The organism is Mesorhizobium sp. P2_C7 (assembly GCF_056404515.1).
Window position 1 is genome coordinate 73,829 of sequence record NZ_JBFUDW010000004.1, and the last position, 18,853, is coordinate 92,681.

An 18,853-nucleotide genomic window follows, 5' to 3' on the forward strand; every position below is an offset into this window, starting at 1 on the left:
CTCCTATCTTTCCAGCACCAGCGACCGCCCCTCGAAGCGCGACACGCACGGCATGATCTTGCAACCCGAGCGGTGGTCTTCCTCACTCAGCCAGTGGTCGTTGTGGATGAACTTGCCGTCATACGAGATGACATTGGTTTCGCACTGGCCGCAGACGCCGCCACGGCACAGATAGGGCGGATCGACGCCGGCCGCCTCGATCGCTTCGAGCAGGCTCTGCTGTTCGTCGACACTGATCGTCTTGCCAGTTGCGGCAAGCGTCACGTCGAAAGGCAGGCCGGGCTGGGGCGCTGCGAAATGCTCGAAATGCACGGTCTCCGACGGCCAGCCCAGGGTGGCGGCGCGCTCACGCACCCAGTTGATCATGCCGGCCGGACCGCAGACATAGAGATGCGTGCCGAGCGGTTGCGACGACAACAGCCGGTCGAGCTCGATGCGCTCGTCAAGGTCGTCATGATAGAGCCTGATCCGTCGGTCGTAGCGCTCGCGCAGCAGATCGGCATAAGTGCCGAGCGAGGCGGTGCGGCAGGTGTAGTGCAGTTCGAAATTGCCGCCTTCCGCCGCCAGCTGCGCGGTCTGCGCCATGAACGGCGTGATGCCGATGCCGCCGGCCAGCATCAGGTGCTTTTTGGCGCGCAGGTCGAGCGAGAACAAATTGACCGGATAGCTGACCACCATTTCATGGCCAGGCCGGACATTCCTGTGCATGAACAGCGAGCCGCCGCGGCCGACATCGTCGCGGCGCACGCTGATCGTGTATTCGCGCGTGTCGAGCGGCGAGCCCATCAGCGAGTAGGGATTGAGCCGGGTGCGCTCGCCGTCGCGCATCTCGACCACGACATGGGCTCCCCCGGAAAAGGTCGGCAAGAGCTGGCCGTCGCGGCGGCGGAAATGGAAGCGGGTGACCAGCTCATTGACCGGCACCACATCGCTGACCACGACATCGAGTTTTGTCGTTCCGGTGCTCATCGAAAAATCTCCTCCATCGGAGGAATCTCGCTGCGATCCTCGGCGTTGACGCAGACACCCTGGAACGCGGCGATGCGCCTGGAATAATGGTCGCGCACCAGGAGCAGCAGGCCGCAATGCGCGCAGGTCGCCGGCTGCGTCGTCACGTTCTCGGTGATGCCCTTGCAATGCACGCACTGCATGCGCCGTGCCAGCGAGCCGCGATGCTCGGTCTGGATCGAGGTGTGATCGACGCCGGCTTCAAGGGCAGCCTGCATCGCCTGGCCGATCAGGCCTTCGGTGCCCGTGAGATAGAGGCGCAGGCCCATATGCGCATTGGCCAGCGTCTGCCTGAGCCGCGGCAGCAGGCTGGCAAAGGACGGCGCCTCATGAAACTGCGCCGGCCTCAGCGCTTCGAGCGCTGCGGCATGCTTGCCGTCAGGACCAGGGATGAAGACGATTTCGGCCCCGTCGAAAAACCCTGGCGGTGTCCGCTCGGCCATTTCCGCTATCGCCAGCGCGCCCTCCGCATCTGCAACGAAAAGATGGTGCTTGCCGGGCTGTGGAGACAGCGTTCCGTAAACGGGCCGGCTGATGATGCTTTTGGCTGCCATTTAAGTCTTCGTGCCTCGAACCCCTCGCTGTTGATTATGCCTCAACCTTTGGCCGTGCGCTTGGTCTTCTTGGGATCGTCGAAGGGGAGCGGCTGCGCCGTCGCCTTGATCGAACCGCTTTTGTTGCGAATCTCGAGCTTGGTGTCCTTGACCGCGCAGTCGACGTCGAGCCGGGCGATGCCCATCGATTTCTTCACCAGCGGCGAATACATCGCGCAGGTCACCACGCCGACCTTCTTGCCGTCGCGATAGACCGGCGCGCCCTCGTCGGCCGGCTCCTTGCCGTCGAGCAGAACGCCATAAATCTTGAAGCGTTCCTTGCCCTTGAGGCGGTAATGCTCCTCGGCGCCACGGAAGCCAGTCTTGCCGGGGCTGACGGTGAAGTCGAGGCCGAGCTCCCACAGCGTGTCGCCGGGACCTTCATTGTCGAACGGGTATTTCTGCGAATTGTCGTAGGGATAGAACAAGAGGTAGCTCTCAACGCGCAGCATATCGAGCGTGGTGAAGCGGCACGGAATGATGCCGGCGCTCTTGCCCTCATCGAGGATCCTGTCCCAGATCGTGCCGGCATCCTGGCCACGGCAGAAGATCTCGTAGCCGCGCTCGCCGGTGTAGCCGGTGCGTGAAATCATCACCGGAAAGCCGAACAGCTGCGTCTGCATGTGATGGAAATAGTTGAGATCGCGAATAGCAGGCACATGCTTGGCCAGATAGTCGACAGCGGTTGGCCCCTGTAGCGACAGGTCATGCAGATTGTCATCGAAGCGCAAGGAGACGTCGCGCCCGACGGAAGCGCGCTGCAACTCCTCATGGCCGGTGCCGGAGCCATGCACGACCATCCAGGAATTCGGTCCGGTGCGGTAGAGGATGCAGTCGTCGGTGAACTTTCCCGCCTCGTTCAGCATGCAGGCATAGGCCGACTTGCCGGGATAGATCTTCTCGACGTCACGCGTGGTCGCCAGATCGATCAGGTGCGAGGCGTGCGGCCCGGTGATGTGGACCTTCTTGAGGCCCGAAACATCCATCAGCCCGGCCTTGGTGCGGATGGCGACGTACTCTTCGTCGGCGTTCTTGTCGTAGGTCCAGGCAGTCCCCATGCCGCTCCAGTCTTCGAGCTTCGAACCAAGGGCGCGATGGCGATCCGCCAGGGTTGAAAATCTCCAGGATGCCGTCATCCGCTCGTCCTCCGTTTCGAAAAATCGTTTGCTGTTCCCTGCCCCCTGCGCAGTCGCGGGGGCTTTGGCCGAATATTGACCGCAAACATTCGGGCGCCGCAATACCCATAAGCAATTAATTTCATTGTCAGGCAAAATCCGTCGCACGAAGCAAACGGTTAACCCAACGTAAAATCGGCTTGACAATTGCGGAAATCGGACGGAATTTATGAAAAAAATTTCACTCTCTTGAAAGAGGGCGACGCGCGGTGGATTCGGAACCGTGCGTCGGAAAAAGGGGAAAACCGATGTCAGACATGCAGCAGCGCATTGAAGCGCTGTACCGTTCCGACGTGCGCGGATCCATGCTCCTGATCGTCTGCCTGTGGGCAACGATCCTCTTCGTCCTCCTCATGACGTGGCCATACATCCCCGATAGCGGCATCAGGGTCGTCGTCGCGATCGCGGCGGCCGCCGTGCTGATCTTCAACACGGCCGCCATCCTGGCGATGGTCAAGCACTACAAGGAAGACAAGGACTTCATCTACGGGCTCGACATCAAGAACGCCGACGCATTCCGCAACCGCAAGTCCTGAAGGGGTAGAAGACATGTCGCGCTACAAACCGCCGGAGCAGAGCAAGGCCGGACAGATTTTCGATATCGTCGTCGTTGTCGTCGCCATCTTCGTCGCCCTGTGGCTGCCGCTGAAACTCGGGCTGGCGGGTGCGGCCAAATCGATCGACGCACTCGATACCAAGACCTGGGAGACGCTCGGCCAGAACGCGACCATGGCCTCGATCTGGGAAAAGCTCGGCTACACGCCCGAGACCGCGCACGACATCATCCAGAACCGCTTCCACTATGTCATCGACTGGCCGACGCTGATCATCATGGCCGCGGTGCTGATCGGTTATTTCGTCTTCCTGTTCCGCGCCTCCGACCGCGAATATCGCGAAGTCATCAACGAAAAGTTCGACGACAAGTAAAAACTTTCCACGAACAATCGGGGGACACGATCATGTGGATGGCACTCTCCTACGCCTGCTGGGGCATCTCGATCGTGCTTGCCCTGTGGATGCTCAACGACTGGTTCAAGGTTGACACGACCTTCTCAGAAGAGGTGCTGACCTCGTCGCGCGAAGGCGAATTGGAAGCCGTTTCCGAAAAACACCGGATCTGAGTGGGGATTGAACAATGACGATCACACTTGAACCGGTAATCCACGGGGACAGGGTCTCACTGCTGCGCGTGCTCGGCCCGGCCCATGTCTGGGCGCTCGGAGTCGGCATCGTGCTGGTCGGCGAATTCACCGGCTGGAATTTTGCCGCCGACAAGGGCGGCGCGCTTGCCGCGCTGATCGTCTGCTGGCTCGTCGGATTGCTCTACACCTCGGTCGCGATGATCGATTCCGAGGTGACATCGACGGTCGCCGCCGCCGGCGGCCAGTATGCGCAGGCAAAGCACATTGTCGGGCCGCTGATGGCCTTCAATGTCGCGCTGTTCCTGGTCTTTGCCTACACCATGCTCGAAGTGTCCGACGCGATCCTGCTCGGCGACACCATCGTCGCCAAGGCGGGGGTCGAAGGGCTCACCCACAATTCCTTCATCGCCGCCACCATCGTGGTGCTGGCATGGCTGAACTATCGCGGCGTGCTGATGACGCTGAACGTCAACTTCGTCATCACCGCAATCGCCTACATCTCGATCGTCATCCTGTTTTTCTCGGTCAGCCCGTGGACGCAGGGCGCCGTGCTGAAGCTGAACGAACTGGTCACACCCGACAACGCCCTGCCCTATGGCTGGATCGGCGTCATCGCCGCCTTCCAGTTCGGCATCTGGTACTATCTCGGCATCGAGGGCACCACGCAGGCCGCCGAGGAAGTGCGCTCGCCGGCTCGCTCGCTGCCCTACGGCACGATGGCCGGCATGATCACGCTTTTGATCGCCGCCGCCATGACCTGGTATGTCTGCGCCTCGATGATGCCGTGGGAATATCTGGGCATCACCTATTACCCGCTGTGGGACGCCGGCAAGCTGACCGGCAGCCCGTTGCTTGAGAACCTGTTGTTCATCGCGACGCTGCTTGCCGCACTTGCCTCCGCCAATGGCTGCATCAACGACGCGGCGCGCGCCTGGTTCTCGCTCGGCCGCGACCGCTATCTGCCGACATGGTTCTCGGCCGTGCATCCGAAATACCGCACGCCCTATCGCTCGATCCTGTTCCTGCTGCCGATCGCGCTGGCCTTCGCCTTCATCGCCGACCTCAACCAGGCGATCACCTTTTCGATCCTGTCGGGCGTGCTGCAATACACGTTCATGAGCATCAACATCGTCATGTTCAGGAAGAAATGGCCGCTCGGCTCGATCCGCCGCGGCTATACGCATCCGTTCCATCCGCTGCCGGCGATCGTGCTGTTCTGCCTGTGCGTGGTGACCTTTTTCGCGATTTTCCTCGGCTTCGGCTCGCAGCTGATCGCCATGGTCGCCTTCTATTTCCTGATCTCGCTATGGTTCCATTTCTACCGCTACAAGTTCGTGCGGCGCGGCGATCAGTTCACCATGCCGTGGCCGAAGCCGCAGGGTTATTGATGGGAGTAGGCCCGTCCGTAACCTGGACGGGCCTGGCATGACAAAATGTCCGAGGTGACGTCAGCACTCTTTGCCGGGGCAATTGTCCTGGCCCTCGTCCTTCATCTTGCCTGGCTGGCGCGCGCCAGCCGCAACAGGGCATCAGTGGCGCTCGCCATCGACCATGCCAGCGTTCGTACCGTCATTGCCGACGCTGCCGATGTTTCGGACGGCACCGCTGGTGTCATCACATGGGAAGGTTCCTGGAAGGGCCGACGCGTCCAGGTGCGCACAATCGTCGACACGCTGGCAACACGAAAACTTCCGGCACGTTGGCTGAGCGTCTCGATCACCGAGCCCGTGTCGGTGCCCGGCACTTTCGACATGATGATGCGGCCGGGCTCGCCGACGACCTTCTCCAATTTCGATCATCTCGACCATACGCTGCCGAAGGCTCCGGGATTTCCAGCCGAGGCAGTGCTGCGCACCGACCGCAGGGGCGCGCGTTTTCCTCAAGGTATCATCGCCAGCCATGTCGAGATTTTCTCCGAAGGGCGCGCCAAGGAACTGCTGATCACGCCCAAGGGCATACGCATCGTCTGGCTGCTGGCCGAGGCCGAGCGGGCACGCTACGGCGTGTTCCGGCAAGCCGAATTTGGGGATGCCACACTCGATCCAAAGCTGATCGAAAGACTGCTGGTGTCGGTGTCGGCACTTCGCGACGCCATCAACAAAAGCGATCGGCAGGCCGCATGACCAGTTCCGTCACTGTACCCGCCCCTCCCAACCCGTATCTGGTGCTGGGCGCAGCAATCGTGCTGCCGGCGAGCGGACATGTCATTCTGGGCGTGCCGGTGCGCGGCCTGCAATTTCTTTTCTTCATGGTGATCCTGGCATGGGTCACCGCCAAGATCGCGCCGCCGGACGCCAGCTTTGTCGGCCGTCATGCCGGCGGCTTCCTGATTTATGCGTTGTCGATCCTCGACGCCTACAGGATAGCCCGCATCCGCACCGCCAAATGGGTTCACAAGGTCCGACGAGACAATGATGGCGCGCAGACCGGCATTGAGAAACATACGTAACTGGAGGAATATTTTTTTCATACGATTGAATTCAGGAGACTCATTCGGTACATCATCTCAGAACTGCAAACACCGGGAGGCTGACATGTGTGGAATTGTCGGACTGTTTTTGAAGGACAAGTCGCTGGAACCCCAGCTTGGCTCGATGCTGTCGCAGATGCTGATCTCGCTCAGCGATCGCGGTCCGGACAGCGCCGGCATCGCCATCTATGGCGCGCCTTCCAGGAATGAGGCCAAGATCACCATCCAGTCGGCCAAGCCGGAGCGCGATTTCCGCGGCCTCGAGGCCGAACTCGCCAAGGCCATCGGCACGCCGGTGACGATCACTGTCAAATCGACCCATGCGGTCGTCAGGACCACGCCTGCCAAGACCGACGAGGCGCGCGAAGCGATCCAGGCGCTGCGCCCCGACATCCGCATCATGGGCGCCGGCGACGTGGTCGAAATCTACAAGGAGGTCGGCCTGCCCGAGGCGGTCGTCGACCGCTTCGATGTCCGCAGCATGACCGGCACGCATGGCATCGGCCATACCCGCATGGCGACGGAATCGGCGGTGACGACGATGGGCGCGCATCCGTTCTCGACCGGCGCCGACCAGTGCCTGGTGCACAATGGTTCGCTGTCCAACCACAACAATGTCCGCCGCGAACTGATCCGCGAAGGCATGACCTTCGAGACCGAAAACGACACCGAGGTCGCGGCCGCCTATCTCTCCTCGCAGATGGCGCATGGCAAGAATCTCGGCGAAGCGCTGGAGGGCACGCTCTCCGACCTCGACGGCTTCTTCACCTTTGTCGTCGGCACCAAGAACGGCTTTGGCGTGGTGCGCGATCCGATCGCCTGCAAGCCCGCCGTGATGGCCGAGACCGACCAGTATGTCGCCTTCGGCTCGGAGTATCGTGCGCTGACCAAACTGCCCGGCATAGACAATGCGAGGGTCTGGGAACCCGAGCCCGCAACCGTCTATTTCTGGGAGCATTGAGTTCATGCCGGCAACCAAACTTTCAAAGACGGCGGCGCACGACCACGCTTCCCGGGTCTTCGACCTCGACCAGATGTCGTTGCGCGAGCTCAACCAGGCGCTGCATAATCTGGCGCCCGGCTCGAATGAAACGGCGTGGGAAGTGCTCAACCCGAAAGGCAACCATTCGGTCGCCGTCGGCGTCGACCAGCCTGTTACCATCGATGTGCGCGGCAGCGTCGGCTATTATTGCGGCGGCATGAATTCCGGCAGCGCCATCACCGTGCATGGCTCGGCCGGGCCCGGCGTCGGCGAGAACATGATGTCGGGTTCGATCACCGTGAAGGGTGATGCCAGCCAGTATGCCGGCGCCACCGGCAAGGGTGGCCTGCTGGTCATCGAAGGCAATGCCTCGTCGCGTTGCGGCATTTCGATGAAAGGCATCGACATCGTCGTGCACGGCAATATCGGCCACATGTCGGCCTTCATGGCGCAGTCCGGCAATCTGGTGGTGCTGGGCGATGCCGGCGATGCGCTGGGCGATTCCATCTACGAGGCGCGGCTATTCGTGCGCGGCAAGGTCGACAGCCTCGGTGCCGACTGCATCGCCAAGGAGATGCGGGCCGAACACCTGGAGTTGCTGCAAGGCCTGCTCGACCGTGCCGGCGTCACCGGCGTCAAGCCGTCGGACTTCAAACGCTACGGCTCGGCGCGCACGCTCTACAATTTCAATATCGACAACGCCGACGCGTATTGAGGCCGCATGACCTACAGGAACCCGCCGACGACGCCGCGCAAATCCGCGACCTTCGACGACTACACGCTTTCTGAAATCCGCCGCGCCGCGGCGACGGGGATCTACGATATCCGTGGCGCCGGCGCCAAGCGCAAGCTGCCGCATTTCGACGACCTGCTGTTCCTCGGCGCCTCGATTTCGCGCTATCCGCTGGAAGGCTATCGCGAGCGCTGCGACACCAGCGTCGTGCTCGGTTCGCGCCATGCCAAGAAGCCGATCGAACTCAAGATCCCGATCACCGTCGCCGGCATGAGCTTCGGCTCGCTGTCCGGCCCGGCCAAGGAAGCACTCGGACGCGGCGCAACCCTGTCGGGCACCTCGACCACCACAGGCGATGGCGGCATGACCGAGGAAGAGCGCGGCCATTCTAAGACGCTGGTCTACCAATACCTGCCGTCGCGCTACGGCATGAACCTGCGCGACCTGCGCCGTGCCGATGCGATCGAAGTCGTCGTCGGCCAGGGCGCGAAGCCCGGCGGCGGCGGCATGCTGCTTGGCCAGAAGATTTCCGACCGCGTCGCCGAAATGCGCACGCTGCCGAAAGGCATCGATCAGCGCTCGGCCTCTCGCCACCCCGACTGGACCGGGCCCGACGATCTCGAGATCAAGATCCTCGAACTGCGCGAAATCACCGACTGGGAAAAGCCGATCTACGTCAAGGTCGGCGGCGCCCGCCCCTATTACGATACGGCGCTTGCCGTGAAAGCCGGCGCCGATGTCGTCGTCGTCGACGGCATGCAGGGCGGCACGGCGGCCACGCAGGAAGTGTTCATCGAAAACGTCGGCCAGCCGACGCTTGCCTGCATCAGGCCGGCGGTGCAGGCACTGCAGGATCTCGGCATGCACCGCAAGGTGCAGCTGATCGTCTCCGGCGGCATCCGCAACGGCGCCGATGTCGCCAAGGCATTGGCGCTGGGCGTCGATGCGGTCTCGATCGGCACGGCTGCCCTTGTCGCGCTCGGCGACAACGACCCACGCTGGGAGGCCGAGTATAACGAGCTCGGCACCACGGCGGGCGCCTATGACGACTGGCACGAGGGCCGCGACCCGGCCGGCATCACCACGCAGGACCCGGAACTGATGAAGCGCGTCGACCCGGTCGCCGCCGGGCGCCGGCTGGCGAACTACCTCAAGGTGATGACACTGGAAGCTCAGACTATCGCCCGCGCGTGCGGCAAGAACAGCCTGCACAATCTCGAACCCGAGGACCTCGTCGCGCTGACGATCGAGGCCGCCGCCATGGCCGGCGTGCCGCTGGCCGGCACCAACTGGATACCGGGGAAGAACGGCTTCTGATCAACGAAGGGCCGAAGCCCACACGCTCTGGGGCCACCAATCGACAAAAAAATGGGGAACTTCCGTGACAGCTGATCTTGCAGAATTCGCAAGGGCGAAAAACGTCAAATATTTCATGATTTCCTACACCGACCTGTTCGGTGGCCAGCGTGCCAAGCTGGTGCCGGCGCAGGCCATCGCCGACATGCAGAAGGACGGCGCCGGCTTTGCCGGGTTCGCCACATGGCTCGATCTCACGCCGGCACATCCCGACATGCTGGCGGTTCCGGATCCGGATTCGGTGATCCAGCTGCCCTGGAAGCCGGAAGTGGCCTGGGTCGCCGCCAACTGCATCATGGACGACAAGGAGGTCGGCCAGGCGCCGCGCAACACGCTGAAGCGACTGATCGCCGAGGCGGCCGGCGACGGCATGCACGTCAAGACCGGCGTCGAGGCCGAGTTCTTCCTGATCTCGCCGGACGGCAAGACGATTTCCGACGAATACGACACGGCGTCGAAGCCCTGCTACGACCAGCAAGCGGTGATGCGCCGCTACGATGTCATCGCCGAGATCTGCGACCACATGCTGGCGCTCGGCTGGGGCGCCTACCAGAACGACCACGAGGATGCCAACGGCCAGTTCGAGATGAACTGGGCCTTCGACGATGCGCTGGCCACCGCAGACAAGCATTCCTTCTTCAAATTCATGGTCAAGTCGATCGCGGAAAAGCACGGCCTGCGCGCGACATTCATGCCGAAGCCCTTCCAGGGCCTGACCGGCAATGGCTGCCATGCGCATATCTCGGTGTGGGACAAGGCCGGCAAGACCAACGTCTTTGCCGACAATGCGATGGAACTCGGCCTGTCGGCCAAGGGCAAGAATTTCCTCGGCGGCATCATGAAGCATGCTTCCGCGCTTGCCGCGATCACCAACCCGACGGTCAATTCCTACAAGCGCATCAACGCACCGCGCACCATTTCGGGCGCGACTTGGGCGCCGAACACGGTGACCTGGACCGGCAACAACCGCACTCACATGGTGCGCGTGCCCGGCCCCGGCCGCTTCGAACTTCGCCTGCCCGACGGCGCGGCCAACCCCTATCTGCTGCAGGCGGTCATCATCGCCGCCGGCCTCGACGGCATCCGCTCGAAGGCCGATCCCGGCAAGCGCTACGACATCGACATGTACCAGCACGGCCATACGGTGAAGGGCGCGCCGAAGCTGCCGCTCAACCTGCTCGACGCGTTGCGCGAGTTCGACAAGGACAAATCGCTGAAGGCGGCGCTGGGTGAGGAATTCTCGTCGGCCTATCTAAAGCTGAAGCACCAGGAATGGAATTCCTATGCTTCGCACTTCACGCAATGGGAGCGCGACCACACGCTGGATATCTAACTCTCAGCGAATGCGAGCGACCTCGGAATGAACTGATGAAATACTCGATCTTCTCGCTCGCCCGCGCCGCCCTGTCTGGCCACAAGAACTGGCAGCGCACCTGGCGCGACGCCGTGCCGAAGGATCGCTACGACGTGGTGATCATCGGCGGTGGCGGCCATGGCCTGGCCACCGCCTGGTTCCTCGCCAGCGAGTACGGTATCAGGAATGTCGCCGTGCTGGAAAAAGGCTGGATCGGCTCCGGCAATGCCGGCCGCAACACCACCATCATCCGCTCCAATTACGGCCTGCCCGGCAACACCGGCTTCTACGAACTGTCGATGAAGCTGTGGGAGCGAATGGAGCAGGACCTCAACTACAACACGATGGTCAGCCAGCGCGGCGTCATCAACCTCTACCATTCCGACGCGCAGCGCGACGCCTATGCGCGGCGCGGCAACACCATGCGCATCAACGGCATCGATGCCGAACTGCTCGACCTCGCCGCGGTCAAGAAGATGATCCCGTTCCTGAACTTCGACAATGCGCGCTTTCCTGTGCAAGGCGGGCTCTTGCAGCGGCGTGGCGGCACGGCGCGCCACGATGCCGTGGTCTGGGGCTATGCCCATGCGGCGAGCGCGCTCGGCGTCGACATCATCCAGAACTGCGAGGTGACCGGCTTTACCCGCGACGCCAACGGCAAGGTGACCGGCGTCCAGACCTCGCGCGGCAAGATCGGCGCCGGCAAGGTCGGCATGGCGGTCGCCGGCAGTTCCTCGCGCGTCGCGGCGATGGCGGGCCTGCGCCTGCCGATCGAAAGCCATGTGCTGCAGGCCTTCGTCTCCGAAGCGATCAAGCCGCTGATCCCCGGTGTCATGACCTTCGGTGCCGGCCATTTCTACGTCAGCCAGTCGGACAAGGGCGGGCTGGTCTTCGGCGGCGACATAGACGGCTACAATTCCTACGCCCAGCGCGGCAACATGCCTGTGATGGAGGATGTCTGCGAGGGCGGCATGGCGCTGATGCCGATGATCGGCCGTGTGCGCCTGCTGCGCCAGTGGGGCGGCATCATGGACATGTCGATGGACGGATCGCCGATCATCGACAAGACGCCAGTCGACGGGCTCTACCTCAACGCCGGCTGGTGCTATGGCGGCTTCAAGGCGACGCCGGGATCAGGCTTTGTCTTTGCCCACCTGCTGGCCCGCGATCAATCGCACGAGGAAGCCGTGCGGTTCCGCCTCGACCGCTTCCGGACTGGCGCGATGATCGACGAAAAGGGCCAGGGCGCCCAACCGAACCTGCACTGAGGACGGACGGAACCATGCGCATTGTCTGTCCCTTCTGCGGCGAACGCGAACTCGGCGAATTCACCTATCTGGGCGACGCCAAACCGGTGCGGCCGGCGGCCGGCGCCTCGGAAGACGAGGTCTTCGACTACGTCTATCTGCGCGACAATGTCGCCGGCGAGACTAGCGAATACTGGTACCATGGCGGCGGCTGCCGGACCTGGCTGAAGATCGCCCGCAACACGCTGACGCACGAGATTTCTTCGGTTGAGCCGGCGGCGGGTGCCGATGCCGCGAAGGTTGGTGCGTGATGGCCGGCGGACAGACCAACCGGCTGGACAGTGGCGGCCTCATCGACCGCTCTGCGCCGCTGAATTTTCGTTTCGACGGCAAGACTTTCTCAGGCTTCCAGGGCGACACGCTCGCCTCGGCGCTGATCGCCAATGGCGTCAAGCTGGTCGGCCGCTCGTTCAAATACCATCGCCCGCGCGGCATCCTCACCGCTGGCTCGGAAGAGCCGAACGCGCTGGTCGAATTGCGCACCGGCGCGCGGCGCGAACCGAACACCAAGGCGACCACGGCCGAGCTCTATGAAGGGCTAGAGGCCGCCAGCCAGAACCGCTGGCCATCGCTGCGCCATGATGTGATGTCGGTCAACCAGCTGTTCGCGCCGATCTTCGTCGCCGGCTTCTACTACAAGACCTTCATGTGGCCGGCGAAATTCTGGGAAGCGATCTACGAACCGGCGATCCGCCGTGCCGCCGGACTTGGCCGCGCCGCGGGCGTTGCCGATCCCGACCATTACGACAAAGCGTGGGCCCATTGCGATGTGCTGATCGCCGGCTCGGGCCCGGCCGGACTGGCCGCGGCCTTGGCAGCCGGACGCAGGGGTGCCCGTGTCATCCTGTGCGAGGAGGATTTTTCGCCGGGCGGGCGTCTTTTGTCGGATGGCGGCACGATCGATAGCCTGCCGGCAGCGGAATGGCTTTCGCGGACGCTGGCTGAGCTCGCTACCCTGCCAGACGTCCGCATCATGACCCGCACGACGCTGTTCGGGGTCTATGACGGCGGCACCTATGGCGCCATCGAGCGGGTCAACGACCATCTGCCCTCGCCGCCGGAGCATCAGGTGCGCCAGCGGCTGTGGCGGATCGTGGCCAGGCGCTGCATCGTCGCGGCCGGCGCCATCGAACGGCCGATTGTCTTTGCCGACAACGACACGCCCGGCGTGATGATGGCTTCCGCCATGCGGACCTATGTCGCGCGCTACGCGGCAGCGCCGGCAAAGCGCATCGCGCTGTTCACCAACAATGAGGATGGCTGGCGCACGGTCGAGATCGCACTCGGCGCCGGGTTGCAGATCGCGGCGGTCATCGACGCGCGGCCTGACGTATCGCCCGCCCATCGTTCGCTGGCGTCCAAGGGTGGCTTCCCCGTGCTGCACGGCTCCGTCAGTGGGGTCGATGGCGGCAAGGATGGCGTCAAAAAGATCGCTGCGTCACTCACCGGTGGCGCGCGCGCCGAGGTCGAAGCCGACGGGCTTGCCGTGTCCGGCGGCTGGAACCCGGCTGTCGGGCTGACCTCCTATCATCGCGGCCGGCCGAAATGGCTGGATAACATCGCCGCCTTCGTGCCGGATGGCGCGCCTCCCGGAATGGTGGCCGTGGGCGCCGCCAACGGCGCCTTCGGGCTCGGCGCCTGCCTGGCTCAGGGCTTTGCCGCGGGTAGCGCAGCCGCGCATGACGCCGGGCACAGCGGCAAGGCAGGCACGGCCCCTGTCGCCGACGACGAGGCGTTCTCGCTCAAGCCGCTCTGGCATGTCACCGGCAAGGGCAAGGCCTTTGTCGACTACCAGCACGACGTCACCGCCTCCGACATCGAACTGGCGCAACGCGAGGGCTTTGAATCCGTCGAGCATCTGAAGCGCTACACGACGCTCGGCATGGCGACCGACCAGGGCAAGACCTCCAATGTCGCCGGTCTCGCCATCATGGCTGCGGTCAGCGGCCGGTCCATTCCCGAGACCGGCACGACGATCTACCGTCCTCCTTACGTGCCCGTCGCCATCGGCGCCTTTGCCGGCCATCATCGCGACGAGACGTTCCATGCGACGCGGCTGACGCCGTCGCATCATTGGGCCGCCGAACGGGGCGCTGTCTTCGTCGACACCGGACTGTGGAAGCGCGCGCAATGGTATCCGCGCGCCGGCGAGAAGGACTGGCTGGAATCGGTGACCCGCGAGGTCAAGGCGGTGCGCGGCGGCGTCGGCTTCTGCGATGTCTCGACGCTCGGCAAGATCGACGTGCACGGTGCGGATGCCGGCGCTTTCCTCGACCGCGTCTATATCAACACCTTCTCCAATCTCGCCGTCGGCAAGGCCCGCTACGGGCTGATGCTGCGCGAGGACGGCATGGTCTATGACGACGGCACCACGTCGCGGCTGGCCGAGGATCATTATTTCCTGACCACCACGACGGCCAAGGCCGGACTGGTGATGCAGCATCTCGAATTCTGTCGGCAGGTGCTGTTTCCCGAACTCGATGTGCAGTTGACATCTGTCTCCGACCAGTGGGCACAGTTCTCGATCGCCGGGCCGAAAACCCGTGACCTGCTCAAGGAGATTGTCGATCCGGCGGAGGACCTTTCTAATGAAGGTTTCCCGTTCATGGGGGCGCGTGAAGTCCGCTTGCGCGGCGGCATCAAGGCGCGGCTGTTCCGCATCTCGTTCTCCGGCGAGATGGCGTTCGAGATTTCGGTGCCGGCACGCTTTGGCGATGCCATGGCGCGCAATCTGATGCTGGCCGGTGCGCCATTCGGCGTGACGCCTTACGGGACCGAGGCGCTCGGCGTCATGCGCGTCGAAAAAGGTCACATCGCCGGACCGGAACTGAGCGGTACGACGACGGCGGCGGATCTTGGTCTCGGCAAGATGATGTCGACCAAAAAGGATTTCATTGGCCGCGTCATGGCCGGGCGCGAGGCGCTGGTTGCACCGAACCGTCAGGTCGTGGTCGGCATCAAGCCGGTGGACAAGGCGCGCAGGCTGCGCTCCGGCGCGCATATCATTCCGAAGGGGCAGGCACCTGGCCCGGGCAACGACCAGGGCTATGTCACCTCGGTCTGCTTCTCGCCGACATCAGACCAATGGATCGGGCTCGGCCTGGTCGAGCGCGGCCGCGAACGCATCGGCGAGATCGTTCATGCGCATGATCCGCTGCGCGGCGAGGACTATGACGTCGAACTGTGCAATCCCGTCTTCTACGATCCGGATGGAGGGCGCCAGCGTGGTTGAGTTTTCCTGGGCTTCCCGCAGTCCGCTCGAGCATGCGCTTGCCCCAGGCTCGCATGGCGCACGCGGCATCGAGGCCGGCGTCTCGCTGACCGAAATCCGCAATTTCGACCTCATCCAGGTGATGGCGCGGCGCGGCAAAGCGGCCGAACTGGCGCGGGCGGCCAACGGCCGTTTCGGCGTGGCGGCTCCCAATGCGTCCACGGTGGTACAGGCTCAAGACGCCACGCTGATCTGGTCCGGGCCGGATCAGTTCTTCATCCTGTCGAAGGGCGGCAAGCACACGATGGACACGCTGGCGCCGGCATTGTCCGGCCCTGCCTCCCTGTCCGACCAGTCGCATGCGCGCGCCCTGGTCAGCATTTCCGGGGCCAAGGCCTGCACCATGCTGGCCAAGCTGTCGTCGATTGACCTGCACCCGTCGGCATTCCCGATTGGCGCTGCCGCCGCAACTTCGATCGATCACACCAGCGTCACGCTCTGGCGCGGCGGCGATCGGCCGGATGGGCAGGCCGTGTTCAACCTGCTGGTGTTTTCGACCTTCGCCGGAAGCCTGTGGCACACGATGCTCGACGCGGCGGCTGAGTACGGCGTGACGATCGCGCATTCGGAGGAGTTGGCGTAGCGCGGAACAGACAAGAAGGGCCACGTTCGCTTGCCAAATCCGGCCTTGCCGCCTATTCTTCCTGCTAAAATAATTTCACGTACAGGCAAACTTGTTTCTCGAACCGATGTCTCGAAACGCAACGCTGAGATGAGCCAGTCGCCCTACCCTGCCGTCGCTGCCGGACCACCACGGCCGAGCCTCATCCTGAGGCCCGGCCAGATCGCGCTGCCGCCGGGCATGGAGCGCTATACCATCCAGGGCAACGGCGCCGTCCTCATCGAAGTCGAAGCCGGCGATACACTGACCGTGCGCAATGTCGAAGGCGGCCAGGCCTGCGAGCTGCTGGCGTGGGACAGGAGCGGCGTGACCGACCCCGGCATTTTTGGCGAAACATCGAACAGCAATGCTGCCGGCATCAAGGCGCTTTTGGCCGAGGGTGACGACAGTCTTGGCGCGTTGCGGCGCGGGCTTGCGCGCCGGCAGGTGCAGTTGGATCAGGCCAAGGCAGTGCGTGTTTTCGGCGGCGCTACGCCGGTCGGCACCGAGCAGGGTTTCAATATCGTGCGCGACGGCGCGATGGTCATCGCCGCGCCCGGCGGCCCGATGCTTGTCGATGGCCACGACACGGCAACGCCGCTCAGCGTCATCGTCCGGCGCGCCACGATCCGTCCGGCGGCGAAGTCGCAATTGGCCGACCCGCTCGCCGATCCGGTGCTCGACCTGCGCGTCCACTCTGCGACGGCGGAATCCTACTTCGTCAAGGCCGGCGACTATCTGCAGATCATCGACGTCGACGGGCGCCAATGCACCGACTTCCAGTGCTTTTCGGCACGCAAGCTGGATAAGGGTCGCGACCATCCGCTCGACGTGACGACGACCCGCACGTTGATGGGCGCGAGCTATCCGATGCCCGGCCTGCATTCGAAATACTACGATCAGGACATGGAGCCGCTGGTCGAGGTGGTGCAGGACACGTGCGGCCGGCATGACGCCTTCGCGCTTGCCTGCGCGGCCAAATATTACGACGATATCGGCTATCCCGGCCACACCAACTGCTCGGAGAATTTCAATCGCGCGCTGTCGGACAAGGGCGTCACGCCACGTGCCGGTTGGATGGCGATCAACTTCTTCTTCAATACGGCGATCGACGCGCATGGCGTCATGGTGTCGGACGAGCCGTGGTCGCGGCCGGGCGACTATGTGCTGCTCAAGGCGCTGACCGACATCGTCTGCGTTTCCTCGGCCTGCCCCGACGACACGACGCCGGCCAATGGCTGGAACCTGACCGACATCCATGTGCGCACCTATTCCGGCCAGCACAAATTTTCGCGAGCGATCGCCAGACGCATGACGCCTGATTCGGAACCGAAAATGACCCGCGAGACCTCCTTTCATTCGAGCTTTGCCAAGCACACCCGCAACTTCGTCGAGTACAGGGGCTACTGGCTGGCCAATTCCTTCGCCAGGCAAGGGCCCATCGACGAATACTGGGCCTGCCGGCAGGACGCGGTGATCATGGACCTGTCGCCGCTGCGCAAGTTCGAGGTCACCGGGCCGGACTCAGAGGCGCTGCTGCAATACACGCTGACCCGCGACGTCAAGAAGCTTGGCGTCGGCCAGGTCGTCTATTCCGCCATGTGCTACGAGCATGGCGGCATGATCGATGACGGCACGCTGCTGCGGCTCGGGAGGGACAATTTCCGCTGGGTCGGCGGCGACGATCTGTCCGGCGAATGGCTGCGCGAAACGGCGAAAAAGCTCGGCCTCAACGTCCTGGTCCGCTCGTCAACCGACCAGATGCACAATATCGCCGTGCAGGGCCCGAAAAGCCGCGACATCCTGAGGGAGGTTATCTGGACCTCACCGCTGCAGCCGTCGATCGACGAGCTCGAATGGTTCCGTTTCGCCGTCGCCCGCATCGGTGGCGGCAACGGCATCCCGGTCGTCGTCTCGCGCACCGGCTACACCGGCGAGCTTGGCTACGAGATCTGGTGCCATCCGCGTGACGCCGAAAAAGTGTTCGATGCGATCTGGGAGGCCGGCCAGCCGCACGGGCTGAAGCCGATGGGGCTGCAGGCGCTGGACATGGTGCGCATCGAGGCCGGACTGATCTTCGCCGGCTACGAATTTTCGGACCAGACCGACCCGTTCGAGGCCGGCATCGGCTTCACCGTGCCGTTGAAGAGCAAGTCCGACGACTTCATCGGCCGCGAGGCGCTGATTCGGCGCAAGGACAACCCGCAGACAAAACTGGTCGGCCTCGACATCGACGCCAATGTCGATGTCGGCCATGGCGATTGCGTGCATGTCGGCCGCGCCCAGATCGGCGTGGTCACGTCGGGCATGCGCTCGCCGGTGTTGAACAAGACCATCGCGCTGGCGCGGCTCGACGTCACCCACGCTGCGATCGGCACCGAGGTTGAGATCGGCAAGCTCGACGGCCATGCCAAGCGGCTGCCGGCGCGGGTCGTCGCCTTTGCCCATTACGATCCGCAGAAGACCAAACCGCGCTCCTGACCGTGCTTCACTCACAAGACATTGAAAGCCGCGCCGGCAGTCTGAGCGATCGCCGTGGCTAGGCATTTCGATCGACAAATGCCGGCAGTTATGCTATTCATACGGGCATGGTGCTGATTTGCGCCGCGACCCGCCTCAGGCGGGTTTTTTCATTTCAGGCCCCTGGTCCTTCTTTCGAAGAATCCCGCCCACAGCAGTGCGAAGCTGACATGTTTCGCAAGCGTGATGTGCATGGTTTCACAAAACGCTTGACGTGCAAGCGCGCCGGATCAATCTTCACTGCTAAGAAAAAAATGCGACTGAGTGGAAACACCGGCAGCCGCTCAATGCATGCGTCGATGACGAAGCCTCGCGAAGTCGCGGCCGTCACGGACGGGGAA

Annotated in this window: 18 protein-coding genes; 15 read left to right on the forward strand and 3 right to left on the reverse strand. The window is 63.4% G+C overall.

The window, feature by feature from the left end:
- Positions 1 to 3 precede the first annotated feature (3 nt).
- Genes AC1D2G_RS10350 through AC1D2G_RS10360 form a run of 3 tightly spaced genes read right to left on the reverse strand, consistent with a single transcriptional unit; the run spans position 4 to position 2,737 of the window.
- A complete protein-coding gene (locus AC1D2G_RS10350; protein WP_477413720.1) occupies positions 4 to 969 on the reverse strand; it encodes a PDR/VanB family oxidoreductase in 966 nt (321 codons plus the stop codon).
- The gene (locus AC1D2G_RS10355; protein ID WP_477413721.1) at positions 966 to 1,562 is read right to left on the reverse strand and encodes a dimethylamine monooxygenase subunit DmmA family protein; all 597 of its coding nucleotides are present in this window, start codon (positions 1,560 to 1,562) and stop codon (positions 966 to 968) included. The genes AC1D2G_RS10350 and AC1D2G_RS10355 overlap by 4 nt, the downstream gene beginning before the upstream one ends.
- A 41-nt stretch (positions 1,563 to 1,603) precedes the next feature.
- A complete protein-coding gene (locus AC1D2G_RS10360) occupies positions 1,604 to 2,737 on the reverse strand; it encodes an aminomethyl transferase family protein (RefSeq protein ID WP_477393777.1) in 1,134 nt (377 codons plus the stop codon).
- A 287-nt stretch (positions 2,738 to 3,024) separates the two neighbouring features.
- Between AC1D2G_RS10360 and AC1D2G_RS10365 the strand changes: the two genes are divergently transcribed.
- The 15 genes from AC1D2G_RS10365 (at position 3,025) to AC1D2G_RS10435 (ending at position 18,473) form a co-directional block, all read left to right on the forward strand.
- Complete coding sequence (locus AC1D2G_RS10365; RefSeq protein WP_477413723.1) at positions 3,025 to 3,312, forward strand: hypothetical protein; 288 nt, start codon at positions 3,025 to 3,027, stop codon at positions 3,310 to 3,312.
- 13 nt (positions 3,313 to 3,325) lie between these two features.
- Positions 3,326 to 3,703 carry a hypothetical protein gene (locus AC1D2G_RS10370; RefSeq protein WP_477300714.1) on the forward strand — a complete coding sequence of 126 codons (378 nt, stop codon included), beginning with the start codon at positions 3,326 to 3,328 and terminating at the stop codon, positions 3,701 to 3,703.
- Between the two features lie 32 nt (positions 3,704 to 3,735).
- A complete protein-coding gene (locus AC1D2G_RS10375; RefSeq protein WP_477393781.1) occupies positions 3,736 to 3,897 on the forward strand; it encodes a hypothetical protein in 162 nt (53 codons plus the stop codon).
- Positions 3,898 to 3,911: 14 nt separating this feature from the next.
- Entirely contained in the window at positions 3,912 to 5,306 is a 1,395-nt protein-coding gene (locus tag AC1D2G_RS10380) for an APC family permease (RefSeq protein ID WP_095088220.1), read from the forward strand.
- 45 nt (positions 5,307 to 5,351) lie between these two features.
- Complete coding sequence (locus AC1D2G_RS10385; RefSeq protein WP_167392219.1) at positions 5,352 to 6,041, forward strand: hypothetical protein; 690 nt, start codon at positions 5,352 to 5,354, stop codon at positions 6,039 to 6,041.
- Positions 6,038 to 6,367: a hypothetical protein gene (locus AC1D2G_RS10390; protein ID WP_477413725.1), complete on the forward strand. Its 330-nt coding sequence runs from the start codon at positions 6,038 to 6,040 to the stop codon at positions 6,365 to 6,367. Before AC1D2G_RS10385 ends, AC1D2G_RS10390 begins: the two co-directional genes overlap by 4 nt.
- An 85-nt stretch (positions 6,368 to 6,452) precedes the next feature.
- Positions 6,453 to 7,349 (forward strand): class II glutamine amidotransferase, encoded by an 897-nt coding sequence (locus tag AC1D2G_RS10395; protein WP_477413727.1) that lies wholly within the window; start codon positions 6,453 to 6,455, stop codon positions 7,347 to 7,349.
- A 4-nt stretch (positions 7,350 to 7,353) separates the two neighbouring features.
- The gene (locus AC1D2G_RS10400; protein ID WP_095088211.1) at positions 7,354 to 8,085 is read left to right on the forward strand and encodes a GltB/FmdC/FwdC-like GXGXG domain-containing protein; all 732 of its coding nucleotides are present in this window, start codon (positions 7,354 to 7,356) and stop codon (positions 8,083 to 8,085) included.
- Positions 8,086 to 8,091: 6 nt separating this feature from the next.
- Positions 8,092 to 9,420 (forward strand): FMN-binding glutamate synthase family protein, encoded by a 1,329-nt coding sequence (locus AC1D2G_RS10405; RefSeq protein ID WP_027023053.1) that lies wholly within the window; start codon positions 8,092 to 8,094, stop codon positions 9,418 to 9,420.
- 64 nt (positions 9,421 to 9,484) lie between these two features.
- Complete coding sequence (gene glnT, locus AC1D2G_RS10410) at positions 9,485 to 10,792, forward strand: type III glutamate--ammonia ligase (protein ID WP_477413729.1); 1,308 nt, start codon at positions 9,485 to 9,487, stop codon at positions 10,790 to 10,792.
- A gap of 35 nt (positions 10,793 to 10,827) precedes the next feature.
- A complete protein-coding gene (locus AC1D2G_RS10415; RefSeq protein ID WP_477413731.1) occupies positions 10,828 to 12,081 on the forward strand; it encodes a sarcosine oxidase subunit beta family protein in 1,254 nt (417 codons plus the stop codon).
- 14 nt (positions 12,082 to 12,095) lie between these two features.
- A complete protein-coding gene (locus AC1D2G_RS10420; RefSeq protein WP_477413733.1) occupies positions 12,096 to 12,371 on the forward strand; it encodes a sarcosine oxidase subunit delta in 276 nt (91 codons plus the stop codon).
- Positions 12,371 to 15,352, forward strand: coding sequence for a sarcosine oxidase subunit alpha (locus AC1D2G_RS10425; protein WP_477413735.1), 2,982 nt, complete (start codon positions 12,371 to 12,373; stop codon positions 15,350 to 15,352). Before AC1D2G_RS10420 ends, AC1D2G_RS10425 begins: the two co-directional genes overlap by 1 nt.
- Positions 15,345 to 15,974 (forward strand): sarcosine oxidase subunit gamma, encoded by a 630-nt coding sequence (locus AC1D2G_RS10430; RefSeq protein WP_477413737.1) that lies wholly within the window; start codon positions 15,345 to 15,347, stop codon positions 15,972 to 15,974. Before AC1D2G_RS10425 ends, AC1D2G_RS10430 begins: the two co-directional genes overlap by 8 nt.
- A 129-nt stretch (positions 15,975 to 16,103) precedes the next feature.
- Positions 16,104 to 18,473, forward strand: coding sequence for a DUF1989 domain-containing protein (locus tag AC1D2G_RS10435; RefSeq protein ID WP_477413739.1), 2,370 nt, complete (start codon positions 16,104 to 16,106; stop codon positions 18,471 to 18,473).
- Positions 18,474 to 18,853 lie beyond the last annotated feature (380 nt).